We start from the raw sequence: 15,820 nt of genomic DNA on the forward strand, positions 1-15,820 counted from the left end.
TCACGCTGATGGTACTGCACTCGTGAGGGTGTGGGAGAGTAGGTTGCTGCCAACACTTTATAATTTGATGATGGTGGTGGTGGGTTGATCCTGGTTGGGTTGACCCACCACCACCCCTTTTTTATGCGTACATAATCATGTGTGCCCTCTTCTACGCATTCTGATGGACAGATAAAAATCCGGTGACAATCTCGCCCTTTCCTTCGCGTGGTCCCCGGTGAGGCGGTAGCCTCATAAGGGTTAGAAGGACGATCTCACTGACGAAGGACAAACGAACATGCCCGAATCTCGAGCCCGCGCACAGCACGCCACCGCCGCACAAGCGCGGAACTTAAGAAAAGAATACGGCTCGGGAGAAACAGCCGTGACCGCCCTGAAGGACGTCACCATTACCTTCAAAGAAGGCGAATTTACCGCCATTATGGGTCCCTCCGGGTCTGGGAAGTCCACCCTCATGCACTGCATGGCTGGGCTGGATTCCGTCACCTCCGGTCACGCCTTTATCGGGGACACTGACCTTTCGACCCTCGGAGACAAAGAACTCACCGAGCTGCGTCGGGACCGCCTCGGCTTTATTTTCCAATCCTTTAACCTCGTTCCCACCCTCACGGCGGCGGAAAATATTACCCTCCCCGCCGATATCGCCGGTCGCGAGGTCGCCCTCGATTGGTACCAAGAAATCACCTCCCGCCTGGGCCTAACAGAACGCCTGACACACCGCCCCTCCGAGCTCTCCGGCGGCCAGCAGCAACGCGTCGCGTGCGCGCGGGCACTGGTCTCTAAACCCGAAATCATTTTCGGCGACGAGCCCACCGGCAACCTCGACTCCAACAGCTCCCGCGAAGTGCTCAACATCCTGCGCACATCCGTCGACACCGACGGCCAGACCGTCGTCATCGTGACCCATGATCCCTCGGCCGCCTCCTTCGCCGACCGCGTCGTGTTTCTCGCTGACGGCGAGATCGTCGATGACCTTCGTGACGGGAGCATGGAAGACATCCTCGCCACCATGACGGGCCTCGAGGAGGAGAAGTAATGGCCTCAGCACTGCGCCGAATCAGCGTGCGCAACATTCGCGCGCACAAGCTTCGCCTGGTGCTCACGCTCCTCGCTGTCGTGCTGGGCACCGCCTTCATCGCCGGCGCGATGATGTTCACCCGCTCCCTCGAGGATGCCTTCGACTCCGCCGTCTCCTCCCAATTCGACGGTGTCGACGCCGTCGTATCCGGGGACGCCGGAGTGCCGCTCGATGTCCGTGAAGACATCGCGAAAGACCCGAAGGTGGGCGGCGTCTCGCTGGAGGCATCGACGACGGTGGTCCTCGCGAACCAAGATCACAAGGCCATCCAGACTGGTGGTCAGACGGCCAGTCTGCGTCCCTACGACGATTCCCCGCACACGGTGGGGGAGGGCGCAACGATCAGCGAGGGCCGTGCGCCCTCGGGACCGGAGGAAGTGGCCATCAACAGCAGCGCGGCAGAGAAATACCATCTGTCCGTTGGCGATCGGCTCTTCATCGTGGATCCACACGATCGCTATGACGTGACGATTAGCGGCCTGACGTCGTCGGAAGTGGAAGACAGCGGGGCGGGAACCCTCAGCCTGCGCATGGCGGAGCAGGATTACCTTGCGCGCTACGCGCCCGATCGGACCGTCTCACAGCTGAAGGTGGCGGCGGCCGAGGGGACCAGCGCGGATGACCTCGTCTCGCATCTGGAGGCCACGCACCCCGAGCTCACCGTGAAGAAGGGTAGCGCCCTCGCCGAGCAGGCCAGCAAAGCCATGAGCGATGCCCTGCAGTTCGTCAACTACTTCCTCGCGTCCTTCGGCCTGGTGGCGCTTTTGGTCGGATCCTTCCTCATTGCGAATACCTTCTCCATGATTGTCGCGCAGCGCACCAAGGAGTTCGCGCTTCTGCGCGCGCTGGGCGCCTCGCGCCGGCAGGTGGTGCGATCGGTGATTCATGAGGCGATCATCGTGGGCCTCATCGGTTCGGCGCTGGGCATCCTCGGCGGTATCGGGCTGGTGGCGCTTATTCGCGCGATCCTGAGCGCTTTCGACATGGCCCTCCCCGGTCATAGCCTGGGTATTAATCCGACGGCCATCATCGCGCCCCTTGTCATCGGCCTCGTCATCACGCTGGCCTCCGCGTGGGTGCCGGCGCGCCGCGCGGGACGCGTCGAGCCCGTGGAAGCCATGCGCGAGGCCGAACAGGACACCCGCTCGTCCATCCTCGTACGCAGTATTGTGGGCGGCATCCTCGTCATCATTGGCATCGTCGCCGCGCTCGTCCCCATCTGGATGGAAGGCTCCGAGACCCGCACGCGCGCCATCCTCGTCGGGGTCGGCGCGGTGGCGCTCACCATTGGGTTCTCCCTGTGCTCACCGGCGCTGTCTCAGCTGGTGGTGCCGGGGATCGGCAAGGTCGTGGGGCTGCCCTTCCGCGCGGTGGGATCGCTAGCCGCCACAAATTCTCGACGCCACCCCAAGCGCACCGCCACCACCGCCTTCGCCCTCACCCTGGGCGTGGCTCTGGTCACCGCCATCGGGGCTTTCGGTGACACCATGAAGACCGCCGTTGCCGACATGACGGAAACCTCCATCAGCGCTGACTTCCTTCTCTCCGGCCCGCGGAGCGGCAACTTCCCCATCCCCGATGGGGCCATCGACGCGGTTCGCGATACCGACGGCGTCGAGAACGTCACGACCGGCGCCGCCGTGCCTATCAGCGTGGGTGGCATCACAAGCCCCTATGGGCAGACCTATTCCTTCGACGGCGACCCGGCCCACATCTTTGAGCTCACCATCCTCGATGGGGAGAGCGACCTCTCGAACCGCGATGGGGTGCTCCTCGACAAGGACACAGCGGACGCGAACAACTGGCATGTGGGTGACTCGGTGCCGCTGGCGCTGGCGAGTATCGCGATGCCTGGTGTGAATCCCATGGCGGGTGGGGAGCAGGAGCCGCCGTCGTTCGGGGAGGTGCCGGTGCTCGGCATCTATGAGGGCACGACCATGCTCAACGGGCCGGTGATTAGCCGCCACACCATCGACGAGCGCATGCCCGGCGGCGCCGTGCAGACGATCTCCATGGGCGTGCAAGGGAAGCCTGGCGTGGACCATGATGAGCTGCGCGGGCGGATCGAGAAGGCGGTGGAGGACTTCATCGTCGTCCAGGTGCAGGATCAGGATGATCTGGCGGATCAGGGGGCGAAGGCCGTCGATAGCATGCTGAACATCCTCTATGGGCTGCTCGCGCTGGCGGTGGTCATTGCGATTCTGGGCATCGTCAACACGCTGACGCTCAACATCATTGAGCGGCGGCGGGAGATCGGCATGCTGCGCGCCGTGGGAATGAAGCGCTTCCAGGTGCGGCAGATGATCACGCTGGAGGCCGTGCAGATCGCGGTGTATGGCGCGGTGGCGGGCATCGTCATTGGTGCTTTCCTGGCGTGGGCCTTCCTGCGCGTGCTGTCCGGCACGGGGCTGGATACGGTGTCCTTCCCCGTCCTCCAGATCATCGCGATGCTCGTGGGATCGGCGGTGGTGGGCGTGATCGCCGCGATCTGGCCCGCCCGCCGTGCTGCGGCGACCCCGCCGCTCGACGCTGTCGCCGATTAGAGCGCTGGGAGGAGAGCACCCGCTGCCCATCCACCTAGCGCCGCGGCCGCGATGCCCCCGGCGAGGCTCGCGATCACCTCTGCGCCAAGGCGCCGGTAGTGGCGCCCGGTGAGGAGGGCACCCCATTCTGCGGCGAGCGTCGACCACGTGGAGAGCGCGCCCGCCCCTCCCGTGCCTGCGAGGAGGAAGAGCAGCGAGGAGGAGGAGGGCGTCGCGGCGCTCAGCGCCCCGAGGAGCGCGCAGGCCAGCATGTTGGCCACCCAGGTTCCGAGGTGCCCGCCCGGCCACTGCTTGAGCCCCCACCGGCCAAGGCCTCCGGCCGCCCCGCCGATCGCCACGCACGCGAGGGATCCTAGGCTGAGCATCGGCGGTCTCCTAGCACCCATGCCCCGACGCACCCCGCTACCATCACGAGGGCCCAGGCCAGGCTCGCCGGCGAGGGCTCGATGAGCAGGATGAACGTCGAGAAACTCGTGAATCCCCCGAGGACCCCCGTCCCCCAGAAGGGCCCCGGCTTCGCGTAGCCCATGAGGCCGCAGCCGAGCCAGTTGATGAGAAGAAGGATGATCGATGGCGCGGGGAGGAGCGCGCTCAGGAGCGCCCGGAGGAGGGCTCCCAGCGCCGCCCCCGCCGCGACGTGCATACCTTCAGAGAGCATTCCTTCATGCTAGCGCCAGTCGGTGCCCTGCTTCTCGAGGAATCGCCGGACCTCCTCGGCCGAGGCGGTGAGCTTCGGGTCGAAGGAGAGGTAGGCCTTCGTCTCGCGGGCGATGAGCCCGGAGAGGATGAGGATACCGATGAGGTTCGGCAGCGCCATGAGGCCGTTCGCGAGGTCCGCGAAGGTCCAGGCGACCTCCAGCTCCGTCGTCGCACCGACGAACACCATGATGGTGAAAATCATGCGGTAGGGGAGGGAGCCGCGGCGGCCGAAGAGGGACTCGACGCAACGCTCGCCGTAGTAGGACCACGCGAGGATGGTGGAGAAGGCGAAGAACACGATGGAGATGGAGACGATCGTGCCGCCGTACTGGCCAGGAAGCACCGTGGAGAAGGCGGCGGCGGTCATCGTGCCGGCCGTGTCCGAGCCCGCGTCCCACACGCCCGAGGTCACGATGACCAGGCCCGTGATGGTGACGACGATGATCGTGTCGATGAACGTCTGGGTCATGGAGACAAGCCCCTGGCGCACAGGGTGGGAGGTCTTCGCCGCGGCGGCGGCGATCGCAGCGGAGCCCATGCCGGACTCGTTGGAGAAGATGCCGCGCGCGACACCGTACTGCACAGCGAGCATGAGGGTGGAGCCGGCGAAGCCGCCGGTCGCCGCCGTCCCGGTGAAGGCGTCGGTGAAGATGAGCTGGAAGGCGGCGGGGATCTGGTCCACCATGAGGCCCAGGACGATGAGCCCGCCCACGACGTAGATGATGATCATCATGGGGACGAAGGCCGCCGTGATCCGGCCGATCGACTGGATGCCGCCGAGCAGCACGGCACCCACCGCGATGAACATGACGACGCCCGAGACCCACGGGTCCACGCCGAAGGTGTCGTGCATGCCGGCGGAGACCGCATTGGCCTGCGTGAGGTTGCCGATGCCGAAGGACGCAATGATCGCGAAGAGCGCGAAGAGGAAAGCCAGCACCTTGCCGACCGGCCCCTTGATGCCCCGCTGCAGGTAATACTGGGGGCCGCCGGATTGCTCCCCGGCGGAGTCCGTCGTGCGGAAACGAACGCCCAGGAAGGCCTCGGAGTACTTCGACACCATGCCGATGACGCCCGTCACCCACACCCAGAAGAGCGCGCCCGGGCCGCCGAGGGAAATCGCGGTGGCCACGCCGACGATGTTGCCGACGCCGACCGTCGCGGCAAGCGCCGTGGTGAGGGCCTGGTAGTTGGAGATATCGCCTTCGCCGCCGTCGTCATCGCGGTCGAGGAGGCCGTGTCTCAGGCCCCGGCCGAGCATGCGCACCTGGAGTCCGCTGAGGCGGATGGTCATGTACAGGCCGGTACCTAAAAGCAGGGGGATAAGGAGGAAGGGTCCCCACACGAATCCGCTGATCGTGGATAAGAAGTCATTGAGAGCTTGCATGGCCCAAAACTACTAGCTGATAGAAAAACCTCAAAGTGAGCTGAGAAACACACAGAAAAAGGCGTGACGGAGCACCCCCGCGCGGGGGTGTTTGGGGCCGCGGGCGGCGTCGGTGCGGGGGACAATAGAGAAGGGAATGACCCCATCGTGGACTCAACATTCGGAAGGAGCCACCCACTCATGGCACACGAACGCGCTGGCCAGATTGCCCGTCCCGAGGATCTCATCGACATTGCGGAAGTGGTGACCGCCTACTTCACCCGCACGCCTGACCCCGAGAACCCCGATCAGCAGGTGAGCTTTGGGACCTCCGGGCACCGCGGATCCTCGCTGGATACCGCCTTCAATGAGGCCCACATCCTCGCGACGACGCAGGCCATCGTGGAGCTCCGTCGAGAGCGCGGAATCGAAGGGCCGCTCTACATCGGCCGCGATACCCACGCGCTGAGCGAGCCGGCGATGATCTCCGCACTGGAAGTGCTCCTGGCCAACGACGTCGAAGTCATGGTGGACGCCGCCGGCCGGTACACCCCGACTCCCGCGGTCTCCCACGCGATCCTTCGCCACAATGCCCAGCTAGAGGGCGGCGTCACGGGGACGGATCCGCGGCGCGCCGATGGCATCGTCATCACCCCATCCCACAACCCGCCCCGGGACGGCGGCTTCAAGTACAACCCCCCGAGCGGCGGCCCCGCCGGCACGGAGGACACCGACCGCATCGCCGCCCGGGCCAACGAGCTGCTCCGCGAGGAGCTGCGCGGAGTCCGGCGCGTCGCGGTGAGCGGCGTCCTCGACGAGCGCGCCCACCGCTTCGACTACCTCCGCAACTACGTCGACGACCTCCCCTCGGTCATTGACCTCGAGGCCATCAAGGGCTCGGGCATCCACATCGGGGTGGACCCGATGGGCGGGGCCTCCGTCGACTACTGGGGAGCCATCGCGGACACGCATGGCCTGCACCTCGACGTCGTCAATCCGCACGTCGACGCCACCTGGCGCTTTATGACCCTCGACTCCGACGGCGCAATCCGGATGGACTGCTCCTCCCCGCATTCGATGGCCTCGCTCGTCGGCAACCGGGAGCGCTTCGACATCGCGACCGGCAATGATGCCGACGCCGACCGGCACGGCATCGTCACCCCGGACGCGGGCCTCATGAACCCGAACCACTACCTGGCGGTGGCCATCGACTACCTCTTCAGCCACCGCCCGGGCTGGCCGGAGAGTACGGCCGTCGGCAAGACCCTCGTCTCCTCCTCCATGATCGATCGCGTGGTGGCGGACCTGGGGCGCACCCTCGTGGAGGTGCCGGTGGGATTCAAGTGGTTTGTCCCCGGCCTCATCGATGGGGGGATCGGCTTCGGCGGCGAGGAGTCCGCGGGCGCGAGCTTCCTGCGCAAGGACGGCACGGTGTGGTCTACCGATAAGGATGGCCTCATCCTCGACCTGCTTGCCGCGGAAATCACGGCCGTGACCGGCGCGACCCCCTCCGAGCGCTACGCCACCCTGGCGGAGAAGTTCGGCGCGCCGGCCTATGCCCGCACCGACGCCCCGGCGAACCGCGAGCAGAAGGCCATCCTCAAGGCCCTCAGCCCGGAGCAGGTGAGCGCCGACACCCTGGCCGGCGAAGCCATTACCGATCGCCTCACCACCGCACCGGGCAATGGTGCTCCGATTGGTGGCCTCAAGGTCTGCACGGAGAATGCGTGGTTCGCGGCGCGGCCCTCCGGCACGGAGGATAAGTACAAGATCTACGCCGAGTCCTTCCGCGGGGAGGAGCACCTCGCACAGGTGCAGGCGGAGGCCCAGGAGATCGTCTCGGCGGTCCTCAAGGGCTAGGTCCAGGCTCTCACCCTTGAGGATCTTCTCAGCTTCTCCTGTGGGTCTCTTGTCGCGCGTGCACTAGAGTCATCTCAGTACACGCTGTCCAAGATCAACAAGGGTGAGTAATGAGTAACCGTGTCAAGTCCCCCACCAAGGGGGGCGGCGCCGGATTCATCTGGGGAATCCTGGCGATCGTCGTCATCGCTGCGGTCGTGATCGGCTACATCGTGGTGAAGGGCTCGCGCTCCGAGGAGGACCTCGGTATCGACCTGCCGGGCAAGGAGCAGGTCTCCTTCTCGATGACGAAGGAAGACAACACGATCGTTCTGCGCTCGGAGGCAGCCACCGACGCAAGCAAGAAGATCGACATCTATGAGGACTTCGCCTGCCCGCACTGCGGCGAGCTGGCGAGCGCCTCGGATGATGAGCTGAAGGAGGCGATCGAGTCGGGGAAGGCCGTCGTCACCCTTCATCCGCTCACCTTCCTCGACCGCGGTGACACCGACGGCCACTCCCACCACGCCCTCGCGGCGGCGTGGGCCGTCGCGGACTCGGGCGATGCATCCCTCTACTGGACGTATCGCGGCATGCTCATGGAAAACATGAACCGCATCTACAAGCAGTGGGATGACAAGCACTTTGCCCAGGCCGCCAAGCAGATGGGGGCGCCGGAGGGCATCGTGAAGAAGATCGAGAAGGGCGAGCTCAAGGAGGCCGTGAACCACTTCAGCCAGGACAACGCCGTCAAGCTGGAGAAGGAGACGGGGCAGCTCACCTCGCCGCGCATCTTCGTCGACGGCAAGGAGTTCGACCTCACGAAGCTGAAGAGCCTCGACGGCTGGCTCGATAAAGCACTCCAATAACCTGCGGATTTGTCCCCTACACCCCGCGCGGTGTAGGGTGGCAAAGGTCCACAACGGGGCTATGGCGCAGCTGGTAGCGCACCACACTGGCAGTGTGGGGGTCACGGGTTCGAATCCCGTTAGCTCCACGGAAACCCGCGGAATGCCCGTGGGTCCACATCATAATCATATACGGGGCTATGGCGCAGCTGGTAGCGCACCACACTGGCAGTGTGGGGGTCACGGGTTCGAATCCCGTTAGCTCCACAGGTTGAACCCCGGCGGCCACGTGGCCACCGGGGTTTCTGCACGGTCGGGGTAGGGCGGGGGAGTTCTCCCCATCCTCATGTCCGGGGTGCGCACTACACTGCCTCCTATGCACGCGAATGACGATGTTCGGAGGCTTCTCGACGAGCGCCAGCGCCTCATGAGCACCTCGCCGTGGGATGCCCGGGAGGGGTTCGGGGAGACCCGGCACATGCTCATCGGGCCTGCGGCGAAAGCCGAGCTGGAGCAGGGGAGAAGCGCACGGACCTGGGCCCTCCAACGCAATGCCCAGGAGATGATGCAGCTTGCCCAGCAGGCCGCGCACCAGCCCGTTCCGCCGCCGAAGCATCGGGTCATGGTGCAGACGGCGTGGAGCGCCTTCTTCGGGGTCCTGGGCGCCGGCATCGGGCTCGCGTTGATCACCCTTGGGGTGAGTTTCTGGTGAACGGGGGTGCGCGATGATCGGCCATTTTCTCATCTTTCTGTTCCTTCTCGGCCCAGGGGTGACTATTTGCGGCATATCCTGCGCCTCGACGTATCGGCGGATCCGGGCGCTGTGGGCGGACTATGAACGGCTCGAACAGGGCCAGCTCTTCCGTGCGCGCGTGGGCGAGGCCCTGCGCGCGGAGGAAGCCCGGGCCAGCTACGCCCTGACCAGCGTCGTGCGCCGCTGGCAGGAGCTGGCTCACGATAAGTGGGTGGGCACCGCCCTCGAGGAGGACTACTTCCACGGCTCTCCCCGCCCCGAGGCGGTGAGGCTTCTCGACGCCGTCAACGTGCAGATGGATCGCGCGGAAGTTGTAGCCCGTCAGCTCCAGGTCCCGATCGCCCGAGTCGGGGCGGAGAGGCGCCTGCAGGAGATCATGGAGGCTGACCTCATCACGCTGGAAATGGAGAAGCTCTTGACTCACGTGCTGGAATAGCCCCCCGCATCCCCCCGGATGGGAGGAAAAGTCCATGGTGTGCGACTCACTAGGCCGCATGGTGGGATAATGACGACTATGAGTTCTCAAGGTGACGTTTTTGACATCCTCGACCGTGACGCCTGCGTCGATCGACTCTCCCGGGTGCAGCTGGGGCGCGTAGTCGTTCGTCGGGCGAATGACATGGACATCTTCCCGGTGAACTACGTTGTCGACGGCAAGGGGGACATCTACTTCCGGACAGCGGAGGGCAACAAGCTCTTTAGCATTAACTTGAACCACGACGTCCTCTTCGAAGCCGATCACGTGGAGAATGGCGTGGCCTGGTCGGTCGTCGTGAAGGGGGACGCGGAGATCCTGGAGGACCAGGCGGAGCGCGCCTACGCCGACGAGCTGCCGCTGAAACCCTGGGCGCCCACCCTGAAGTACAACTGGATCCGCATCCGTACGGAGGAGGGCATCACGGGCCGGGAGTTCGAGATCGCGGAGGAGCCGGAGCGTTACTAGCTCCATCGCGGGGACGGTGTGCGCATAGGATAGGTGCGTACAGCTCGACGACCCCCGATCCCCAAGGAGCGTCCATGTCCCACCCCGCCACGTCCTATCGCCCCACGCGCGCCTACGCGTGGGGCCTCGTCGTGCTTTCGGCGCTGGCGCTACTCTTCTCTGCGCTCCTCATGTACGAGCGCGTCCTCACCCTCGAAGACCCCACCCACATCCCGGCGTGCACGGTCAACGCGTACATCAGCTGCACGGACGTCATGAACACGCCCCAGGCGGCGGTGCTGGGCAACATCCCCAATGCCCTCTTCGGGGTGATCGGCTATAGCGCGATCCTCGCCCTTGCCGTCACGATGCTTAGCGGCTTTACCCCGCCCCGCTGGATGTGGCTCGTCATGCTCGCGGGATTCATTGTCTGCGCGATCTTCGTGCACTGGCTCTTCTACCAGTCCGTCTTCGTCATCGTCGCCCTCTGCCCCTATTGCGCGATCGTGTGGGGCGCCACGATGGCCATGCTCATTTCCACCATCGTCACTGTCTATCGACGACGGCGGGAAGCGGCAGGCCAGGACGTCTCCCGTGACGTGCTGCTCCCGACGGTCATCTGGCTGGTCTGGGCGGCGGCGATTGCTTTCCTCGTCGTGGATCGGCTGGTGCTCTAAGAGCCTGATTCGCCGCGGCGCTGCGTGATGAGGTGCTCGAGGAACGTGATGAGGGCACGCCAGCTGCCCTTGAAGGAGACGAGGTCGGCGGGGCTGATCCTGCTGCTCTCGGGCTCCACCGGAGGGTGGCCGAGCTCTGCCTCCCACGCGAGGCGGAGGATCTCCTCGAGCTCGTCGAGGGTGGCGGTGCTGAAGTAGCGGTGGAGGTCCTCGGCGCTGACGCCGCCCACGCCGTGGTCTCCGTCCGCGTCCTTAGAAGAGCGCATAGATCGCGATGCCGGCGCCGGGGATCGCCAGGAACACGGTGACGACCCAGATGAGGGCGTACACCTTGCGCTCGGAGGCCACCCAGCCGAGGAACTCGGCGCAGCGCACCGGCAGCTCCCGCATGAAGGGCAGGACGTAGAGGATGAGGATGCCGAAGACGTTGAAGAGGGTGTGGACGAGCGCGATGCTCAAGGCGGCGTCGGCCCCCTGGCCGGTGACGGCCATCGCGGCGATGAGCGCGGTGGTCGTCGTGCCGACGTTCGCGCCGAGGGTCATGGGGTAGATCTGGCGGACGGTGAGGGTGCCGGCGCCGGCGAAGGGCACCATCGAGGACGTCGTCACCGAGGAGGACTGGGCCGCCACCGTGACGATGAAGCCGGCAAACATCGCGACCAGCGGCTTCCCGGCCACGGCCTTCTGGAGGAACGCCTGCGTCTTGCCCACGATGACCGCCTGGAGCACCTTCCCCAGCCAGGCGACGGCGAGGAAGATCATCGCGACGCCCAGCAGCATCGTGCCGACGGCGGCCACCTTCTCCGAACCCGGGAGGTAGCCCATGAGGCCGTCCACCCCCAGGCGGTCCGCCACCGGATCCGTCACGGTGCCGAGGAAGTCCGCCTCGCCGGGGTTCGGGGCCGAGGTCCCATGGAGCAGGGAGGTCAGCCACTCCGCCGACCGCTGGATGGGGTGGAAGAAAATCTCCAGGGGCAGAAGGATAATGACCGCGAAGAGGTTAAAGAAGTCATGCACCATGGCGGCCGCGAACGCCCGCCGGAACTGTGCCTTCGATCCCACCATGCCGAGCGATGCCAGCGTGTTCGTCACCGACGTGCCGATGTTCGCGCCCATGACCAGCGGAACCGCGACCTCGATGGGCATCGCTCCCACCCCGACGGCACTCACGACGATGGCCGTCGTCGTGGAGGAGGACTGCATGAGGGCTGTCGCCAAAATACCGACGAACAGCCCGATGAGCGGGTTCGAGGCGAAGTCGAAGAGCCCCGCCGCGGCGGAGCCGCTGAGCGCCTTGAACCCATCCCCGATGACGGAGATCGCCACGATGAGCATGTAGAGGATCGCGATCGCGGCGATCCAGAGCAGCCAGGAGGGCATCGACTGGACGAGCGTGCGCCGCGGTGCGGGGCGCATTCTGTGCCCCACCTCCCCCGAGGCCGATGTGAGGTCCTCCGTGACAAGGGGCTCGCGAAGCGGAGGAATGCTGAGCTGGGCGTGGTCCGGCGTCGTCGTCATCGTGTGAATATTCCGTACAAATCCGAGGGGTGGAGGTCGAACACCCTTGATCCTCTAAGCGGAAGGTAAAGAGAAGGTAAACAGACCGGGACGCGACCGTAAATATTCGCCGAGATGTTGGCAACATCCACGCCCAGCGGATGCGAGGCGCCCTCCCATCGGGTATAGGATGCGCCCCATGACGACCCTCCATGTCAAGCACACGCACGCACCGGGCGCCGCGGGCGCCGAGGCCGCCGGCCTCCGATGGCTGAGGGAGGCGAGCGATATCGTCGTCGACGTCCATGCGGTGGACGACTTCAGCCTCAGCATCACTCGCATCCAGCCCGCCCACCCCACAGCGGAGGCCGCGCGCCGGGCGGGGCAGGAGCTCGCCCACATTCACGACGCTGGCGCGGAGGCTCACGGCTGTCCGCCCCCGGGCTGGGAGGGGCCCACCTTCATCGGCACGCAGCACCAGCAGTGCGTGCCGACCCGCCGCTGGGCCACCTTCTACGCGGAGCAGCGCGTGGCGCCCTTCGCGCGGGCGGCCGCGGAGCAGGGCACCCTGCGCCCCGCGGACGCCGCCGACGTCGAGCGCGCCCTCGACGCCCTCCTCGACGCCGATTGGGACGTGGAACCGTCCCGCCTTCACGGCGATCTCTGGGCGGGCAACCTGCTCTTTGGGGAGTCGGGCCCGGCGCTCATTGATCCGGCGGCGCACGGTGGGCATCGGGAGACGGACCTCGCGATGCTGGCACTCTTCGGGGCGCCCTACCTGGAGGAGATCCGCGCGGGCTATGAGTCCGTCCACCCGCTGCCGGCGGGGTGGCTGCGCTTCACCTGCGTGCACCAGCTGCACCCCCTTGCGGTGCACGCGCTCACCCACGGTCCGGCCTATGGCGTGGAGCTGGGGGAGTGCGCGCGCCAGGCGCTCGCGGTGCTGCGGGAGGGCTAAGGCTTAGTTCTCTGCGCGGCGCCACCACGTGGAGTCGGGGCCGGGCGGGAGGTGCCGCTTGTGCTCGCCGCGGAACCAGAGCTCTTCGATACGGCGGCGGGCCTCCTCGCTGACCTCCCCGCCTTCGAGGTAGGCGTCGATCTCCCGGTAGGTGACGCCGAGCGCCTCCTCATCGGGGAGCGCGGGGCGATCGTCCTCGAGGTCGGCGGTGGGGACCTTCGTCCACGTGGATTCGGGGGCGCCGAGGTGGCGCAGGAGCGCGGCGCCCTGGCCCTTGGTGAGCCCCTCGAGGGGGAGGAGGTCGGCGGCGCCGTCCCCGAACTTGGTGAAGAAGCCGGTGACGTTCTCCGCAGCGTGGTCGGTGCCGAGCACAAGGAGCCCGAGCTCCCCGGCGAGCGCGTACTGCGCCACCATGCGCTGGCGGGCTTTGAGGTTGCCGCGGTTGAAGTCGCTGAGCTCCTCCGTCCCGATCGCGCGCGCGACCTCCGCCTCCATCGCGCGGGTCGGCTCCGCGATGTTGATGGTGACGGCGTGGTCCGGCTGGATGAACTCGAGGGCCTTCTGGGCGTCGCCCTCATCGGCCTGCACGCCGTGGGGGAGGCGGATGGCCCAGAACTCGGCGTCCCCGCCGAGGGAGCGGTATTCCTCGACGGCCAGCTGGGCGAGGCGCCCGGCGAGCGTCGAGTCCTGACCCCCCGAGATGCCGAGGGCGAAGCCGCGGGCTCCGGTGGCGGCGAGGTAGTCGATGAGGAAGTTGCGCCGGCGGAGGACCTCGTCAGCTGGATCGCTCAAGTGGCGGATATGCAGGGAGGATGCGATGTGCTCGCGGATTTTTTCGTGTTGCGTAGACATGACCTCACCTTAGTGGAAGCGCTAGGTTTCGACGTATGACCTTAGCTTCATCGCACCGTCGCTACGTGCGCACCGTAGCGAGCATCGCCGCCTTGGGCGGCTTACTTTTTGGCTATGACACCGGCGTGATGTCCGGGGCTTTGCTCTATATCACCCCGGAGTTCCACATGACTCCCACCCAGGAGGGGCGGGTGACGGCGATGCTGCTCGTCGGCGCGGCCCTCGGTGCGGTGACGGGCGGCCGCGTGGCGGGGGCGTTGGGGCGTCGCCTCACCCTCATCCTCGCGGCTGCGGTGTTCATTCTCGGGTCGCTGTGGTGCGCGTTCTCGGGTTCCGTGCTCATGCTGACCTGCGCGCGGACGTTCCTCGGCGTGGCGGTGGGCGCGGTGAGCATTGTCGCCCCGATGTACATCGCGGAGATGGTGCCGGCGGGGGTGCGTGGGCGATTGGTGTCGCTTAATTCGCTCATGATCGTGGTGGGGCAGCTGCTCGCCTACTTCGTGAACTCGGTGCTCGCGAGCTCCGGAAACTGGCACCTCATGCTGGGGATGGCCGCGGTGCCGGGGCTCCTGCTCGGGGTGGGGATGATCTTCCTCCCCGACACCCCCTATTGGTATGCCCAGCGTGATCGCACCGAGGAGGCGGAGCGGGTGGCCGCCCGCTCTGGCACGAGCCTCAAGGACTTCCTCGACGACGCCGAGCCAAGCTCCGGCCCCCGCCGCGCCGAGTGGGCTGCCCTCAAGGAACGCTGGCTGCTCATCGCGGTCCTCATTGCGGTGGGACTGGGGATTACGCAGCAGGTGAGCGGCGTCAACGCGGTCATCTACTTCGCCCCGACGATGATGAACCAGGTCGGAATCTCCACGGAAAACTCCGTGTACACGTCGATCGTCATTGGGCTGGTGAGCGTCGTGGCCTGCTGGGTGGGCCTGCGGATTGTGGACAAGGTGGGGCGTCGTCGGCTCCTCTCGATTGGGCTGACGGGCAATATCGTCTCGCTCGTGCTCGTGGCCATCACGTTCCGTATCGCGGAGGGGAATAGCTCGCTGGCGTACCTCTGCCTGGCGCTCATGGCGCTGTTTGTGGCGTTCCAGCAGGCGGCGGTGTCCCTGAGCACGTGGCTTCTCATCAGTGAGATCGTGCCGGTGCAGGTGCGCAGCCTCGGGATGGGGGTGGCGGGCCTCATGCTCTGGGTGGCGAACTGGTTTGTAGCCCAGTTCTTCCTCCCCATGGTGGATCTGTTCTCGGCGACGGGCGCCTTCGCCGTGTTCGCCGTGTTGGGGGCGCTCTCCCTGCTCTTCGTGCGGGTCTTCGTGCCCGAGACCACCGGCCGCTCCCTCGAGGAGGTGAGCGAGGGGCTGCGCGCCCGCTTCGCTCGCCCTGCCGCCTCGGCGTCTTAAGATACCGGCAGGTCTCGACGCCAGGTTTTGCACATTTTCCCCGATGCGGTAACATGTATCCCCGTGTCATGACCGCGTGTCATGAAAAATCTACCGACGAGTCCCAGGAAAGGAGCGCCCGATGAAGGTCCGCAAGTCGCTTCGGTCGCTGAAGAATAAGCCGGGCGCCCAGGTCGTGCGTCGCCGCGGCAAGGTCTACGTGATCAACAAGAAGGAACCGCGGTTCAAGGCTCGCCAGGGCTAGTACCGCCGGATCATCCGCACCGTTCCCCGAGAGAGGGGCGGTGCGGTTTTTTCTTGTCCTCGGGTGGGCGGGGCGAGCCCAGGGGAGCTAACTATGATCTGCATCACATGTTGCGGAGCTGTCCTGGGGGAATGACGGGCGTG

At 66.1% G+C, this 15,820-nt stretch carries 17 protein-coding genes and 2 tRNA genes; 13 read left to right on the forward strand and 6 right to left on the reverse strand.

Translation table 11 applies throughout. The annotated features are described in order from the left end of the window. Window positions 1-277 precede the first annotated feature (277 nt). A complete protein-coding gene (locus L1O03_RS09480) occupies window positions 278-1,036 on the forward strand; it encodes an ABC transporter ATP-binding protein (protein ID WP_236119548.1) in 759 nt (252 codons plus the stop codon). Beyond that, entirely contained in the window at window positions 1,036-3,621 is a 2,586-nt protein-coding gene (locus tag L1O03_RS09485) for an ABC transporter permease (protein WP_236119549.1), read from the forward strand. Before L1O03_RS09480 ends, L1O03_RS09485 begins: the two co-directional genes overlap by 1 nt. On the opposite strand, the gene L1O03_RS09490 is transcribed toward L1O03_RS09485, so the two are convergent. The 3 genes from L1O03_RS09490 to L1O03_RS09500 are packed head-to-tail and all read right to left on the reverse strand — an operon-like array spanning window position 3,618 to window position 5,707. Continuing rightward, window positions 3,618-3,986 (reverse strand): FluC/FEX family fluoride channel, encoded by a 369-nt coding sequence (locus L1O03_RS09490; RefSeq protein WP_236119550.1) that lies wholly within the window; start codon window positions 3,984-3,986, stop codon window positions 3,618-3,620. The genes L1O03_RS09485 and L1O03_RS09490 overlap by 4 nt on opposite strands. Further along, entirely contained in the window at window positions 3,974-4,279 is a 306-nt protein-coding gene (locus L1O03_RS09495; protein ID WP_236119551.1) for a fluoride efflux transporter family protein, read from the reverse strand. The genes L1O03_RS09490 and L1O03_RS09495 overlap by 13 nt, the downstream gene beginning before the upstream one ends. A gap of 9 nt (window positions 4,280-4,288) precedes the next feature. Beyond that, window positions 4,289-5,707, reverse strand: a complete 1,419-nt coding sequence (locus L1O03_RS09500; RefSeq protein ID WP_236119552.1) for an alanine/glycine:cation symporter family protein — start codon at window positions 5,705-5,707, stop codon at window positions 4,289-4,291. A 180-nt stretch (window positions 5,708-5,887) separates the two neighbouring features. Here L1O03_RS09500 and pgm point away from each other — a divergent pair, with 180 nt between their 5' ends. From pgm to L1O03_RS09540, 8 genes are all read left to right on the forward strand, one after another. Beyond that, on the forward strand, window positions 5,888-7,546 hold the full coding sequence (gene pgm, locus L1O03_RS09505) for a phosphoglucomutase (alpha-D-glucose-1,6-bisphosphate-dependent) (protein ID WP_236119553.1): 1,659 nt from the start codon (window positions 5,888-5,890) through the stop codon (window positions 7,544-7,546). Window positions 7,547-7,656: 110 nt separating this feature from the next. Further along, window positions 7,657-8,394: a DsbA family protein gene (locus tag L1O03_RS09510; RefSeq protein ID WP_236119554.1), complete on the forward strand. Its 738-nt coding sequence runs from the start codon at window positions 7,657-7,659 to the stop codon at window positions 8,392-8,394. Window positions 8,395-8,449: 55 nt separating this feature from the next. Then, window positions 8,450-8,522: transfer RNA gene (locus L1O03_RS09515), tRNA-Ala, on the forward strand. 45 nt (window positions 8,523-8,567) lie between these two features. Further along, a tRNA-Ala gene (locus tag L1O03_RS09520) sits at window positions 8,568-8,640 on the forward strand. A 109-nt stretch (window positions 8,641-8,749) separates the two neighbouring features. Then, on the forward strand, window positions 8,750-9,085 hold the full coding sequence (locus tag L1O03_RS09525) for a hypothetical protein (protein WP_236119555.1): 336 nt from the start codon (window positions 8,750-8,752) through the stop codon (window positions 9,083-9,085). Window positions 9,086-9,143: 58 nt separating this feature from the next. Then, window positions 9,144-9,563, forward strand: a complete 420-nt coding sequence (locus tag L1O03_RS09530) for a hypothetical protein (RefSeq protein ID WP_236119556.1) — start codon at window positions 9,144-9,146, stop codon at window positions 9,561-9,563. A 78-nt stretch (window positions 9,564-9,641) separates the two neighbouring features. Beyond that, window positions 9,642-10,070, forward strand: coding sequence for a pyridoxamine 5'-phosphate oxidase family protein (locus tag L1O03_RS09535; protein WP_236119557.1), 429 nt, complete (start codon window positions 9,642-9,644; stop codon window positions 10,068-10,070). A gap of 74 nt (window positions 10,071-10,144) precedes the next feature. Next, a complete protein-coding gene (locus L1O03_RS09540; RefSeq protein ID WP_236119558.1) occupies window positions 10,145-10,726 on the forward strand; it encodes a vitamin K epoxide reductase family protein in 582 nt (193 codons plus the stop codon). On the opposite strand, the gene L1O03_RS09545 is transcribed toward L1O03_RS09540, so the two are convergent. Both L1O03_RS09545 and L1O03_RS09550 read right to left on the reverse strand, forming a co-directional pair. Continuing rightward, entirely contained in the window at window positions 10,723-10,992 is a 270-nt protein-coding gene (locus L1O03_RS09545; protein WP_236119559.1) for a hypothetical protein, read from the reverse strand. The genes L1O03_RS09540 and L1O03_RS09545 overlap by 4 nt on opposite strands. Beyond that, window positions 10,979-12,244, reverse strand: coding sequence for a Na/Pi symporter (locus L1O03_RS09550; RefSeq protein WP_236119560.1), 1,266 nt, complete (start codon window positions 12,242-12,244; stop codon window positions 10,979-10,981). The genes L1O03_RS09545 and L1O03_RS09550 overlap by 14 nt, the downstream gene beginning before the upstream one ends. Before the next feature lie 178 nt (window positions 12,245-12,422). On the opposite strand from L1O03_RS09550, the gene L1O03_RS09555 reads away from it, so the two are divergent. Continuing rightward, window positions 12,423-13,181 (forward strand): fructosamine kinase family protein, encoded by a 759-nt coding sequence (locus tag L1O03_RS09555; RefSeq protein WP_236119561.1) that lies wholly within the window; start codon window positions 12,423-12,425, stop codon window positions 13,179-13,181. 3 nt (window positions 13,182-13,184) lie between these two features. On the opposite strand, the gene nadE is transcribed toward L1O03_RS09555, so the two are convergent. Beyond that, window positions 13,185-14,033, reverse strand: a complete 849-nt coding sequence (gene nadE / locus L1O03_RS09560) for an ammonia-dependent NAD(+) synthetase (RefSeq protein WP_236119562.1) — start codon at window positions 14,031-14,033, stop codon at window positions 13,185-13,187. Window positions 14,034-14,068: 35 nt separating this feature from the next. On the opposite strand from nadE, the gene L1O03_RS09565 reads away from it, so the two are divergent. After that, on the forward strand, window positions 14,069-15,433 hold the full coding sequence (locus L1O03_RS09565; protein ID WP_236119563.1) for a sugar porter family MFS transporter: 1,365 nt from the start codon (window positions 14,069-14,071) through the stop codon (window positions 15,431-15,433). Window positions 15,434-15,554: 121 nt separating this feature from the next. Beyond that, window positions 15,555-15,677, forward strand: a complete 123-nt coding sequence (gene ykgO, locus L1O03_RS09570) for a type B 50S ribosomal protein L36 (RefSeq protein ID WP_005511141.1) — start codon at window positions 15,555-15,557, stop codon at window positions 15,675-15,677. Window positions 15,678-15,820: the final 143 nt, after the last annotated feature.

Origin of the sequence: Corynebacterium uropygiale, assembly GCF_021568315.1 — a bacterium.
Lineage (GTDB): Bacteria > Actinomycetota > Actinomycetes > Mycobacteriales > Mycobacteriaceae > Corynebacterium > Corynebacterium uropygiale.

Coding starts and splice junctions, on each gene's coding strand:
- L1O03_RS09480 (WP_236119548.1), top strand. CDS start 278: ATGCCCGAATCTCGAGCCCGCGCACAGCACGCCACCGCCGCACAAGCG.
- L1O03_RS09485 (WP_236119549.1), top strand. CDS start 1,036: ATGGCCTCAGCACTGCGCCGAATCAGCGTGCGCAACATTCGCGCGCAC.
- L1O03_RS09490 (WP_236119550.1), bottom strand. CDS start 3,986: ATGCTCAGCCTAGGATCCCTCGCGTGCGTGGCGATCGGCGGGGCGGCC.
- L1O03_RS09495 (WP_236119551.1), bottom strand. CDS start 4,279: ATGCTCTCTGAAGGTATGCACGTCGCGGCGGGGGCGGCGCTGGGAGCC.
- L1O03_RS09500 (WP_236119552.1), bottom strand. CDS start 5,707: ATGCAAGCTCTCAATGACTTCTTATCCACGATCAGCGGATTCGTGTGG.
- pgm (WP_236119553.1), top strand. CDS start 5,888: ATGGCACACGAACGCGCTGGCCAGATTGCCCGTCCCGAGGATCTCATC.
- L1O03_RS09510 (WP_236119554.1), top strand. CDS start 7,657: ATGAGTAACCGTGTCAAGTCCCCCACCAAGGGGGGCGGCGCCGGATTC.
- L1O03_RS09525 (WP_236119555.1), top strand. CDS start 8,750: ATGCACGCGAATGACGATGTTCGGAGGCTTCTCGACGAGCGCCAGCGC.
- L1O03_RS09535 (WP_236119557.1), top strand. CDS start 9,642: ATGAGTTCTCAAGGTGACGTTTTTGACATCCTCGACCGTGACGCCTGC.
- L1O03_RS09540 (WP_236119558.1), top strand. CDS start 10,145: ATGTCCCACCCCGCCACGTCCTATCGCCCCACGCGCGCCTACGCGTGG.
- L1O03_RS09545 (WP_236119559.1), bottom strand. CDS start 10,992: ATGCGCTCTTCTAAGGACGCGGACGGAGACCACGGCGTGGGCGGCGTC.
- L1O03_RS09550 (WP_236119560.1), bottom strand. CDS start 12,244: ATGACGACGACGCCGGACCACGCCCAGCTCAGCATTCCTCCGCTTCGC.
- L1O03_RS09555 (WP_236119561.1), top strand. CDS start 12,423: ATGACGACCCTCCATGTCAAGCACACGCACGCACCGGGCGCCGCGGGC.
- nadE (WP_236119562.1), bottom strand. CDS start 14,033: ATGTCTACGCAACACGAAAAAATCCGCGAGCACATCGCATCCTCCCTG.
- L1O03_RS09565 (WP_236119563.1), top strand. CDS start 14,069: ATGACCTTAGCTTCATCGCACCGTCGCTACGTGCGCACCGTAGCGAGC.
- ykgO (WP_005511141.1), top strand. CDS start 15,555: ATGAAGGTCCGCAAGTCGCTTCGGTCGCTGAAGAATAAGCCGGGCGCC.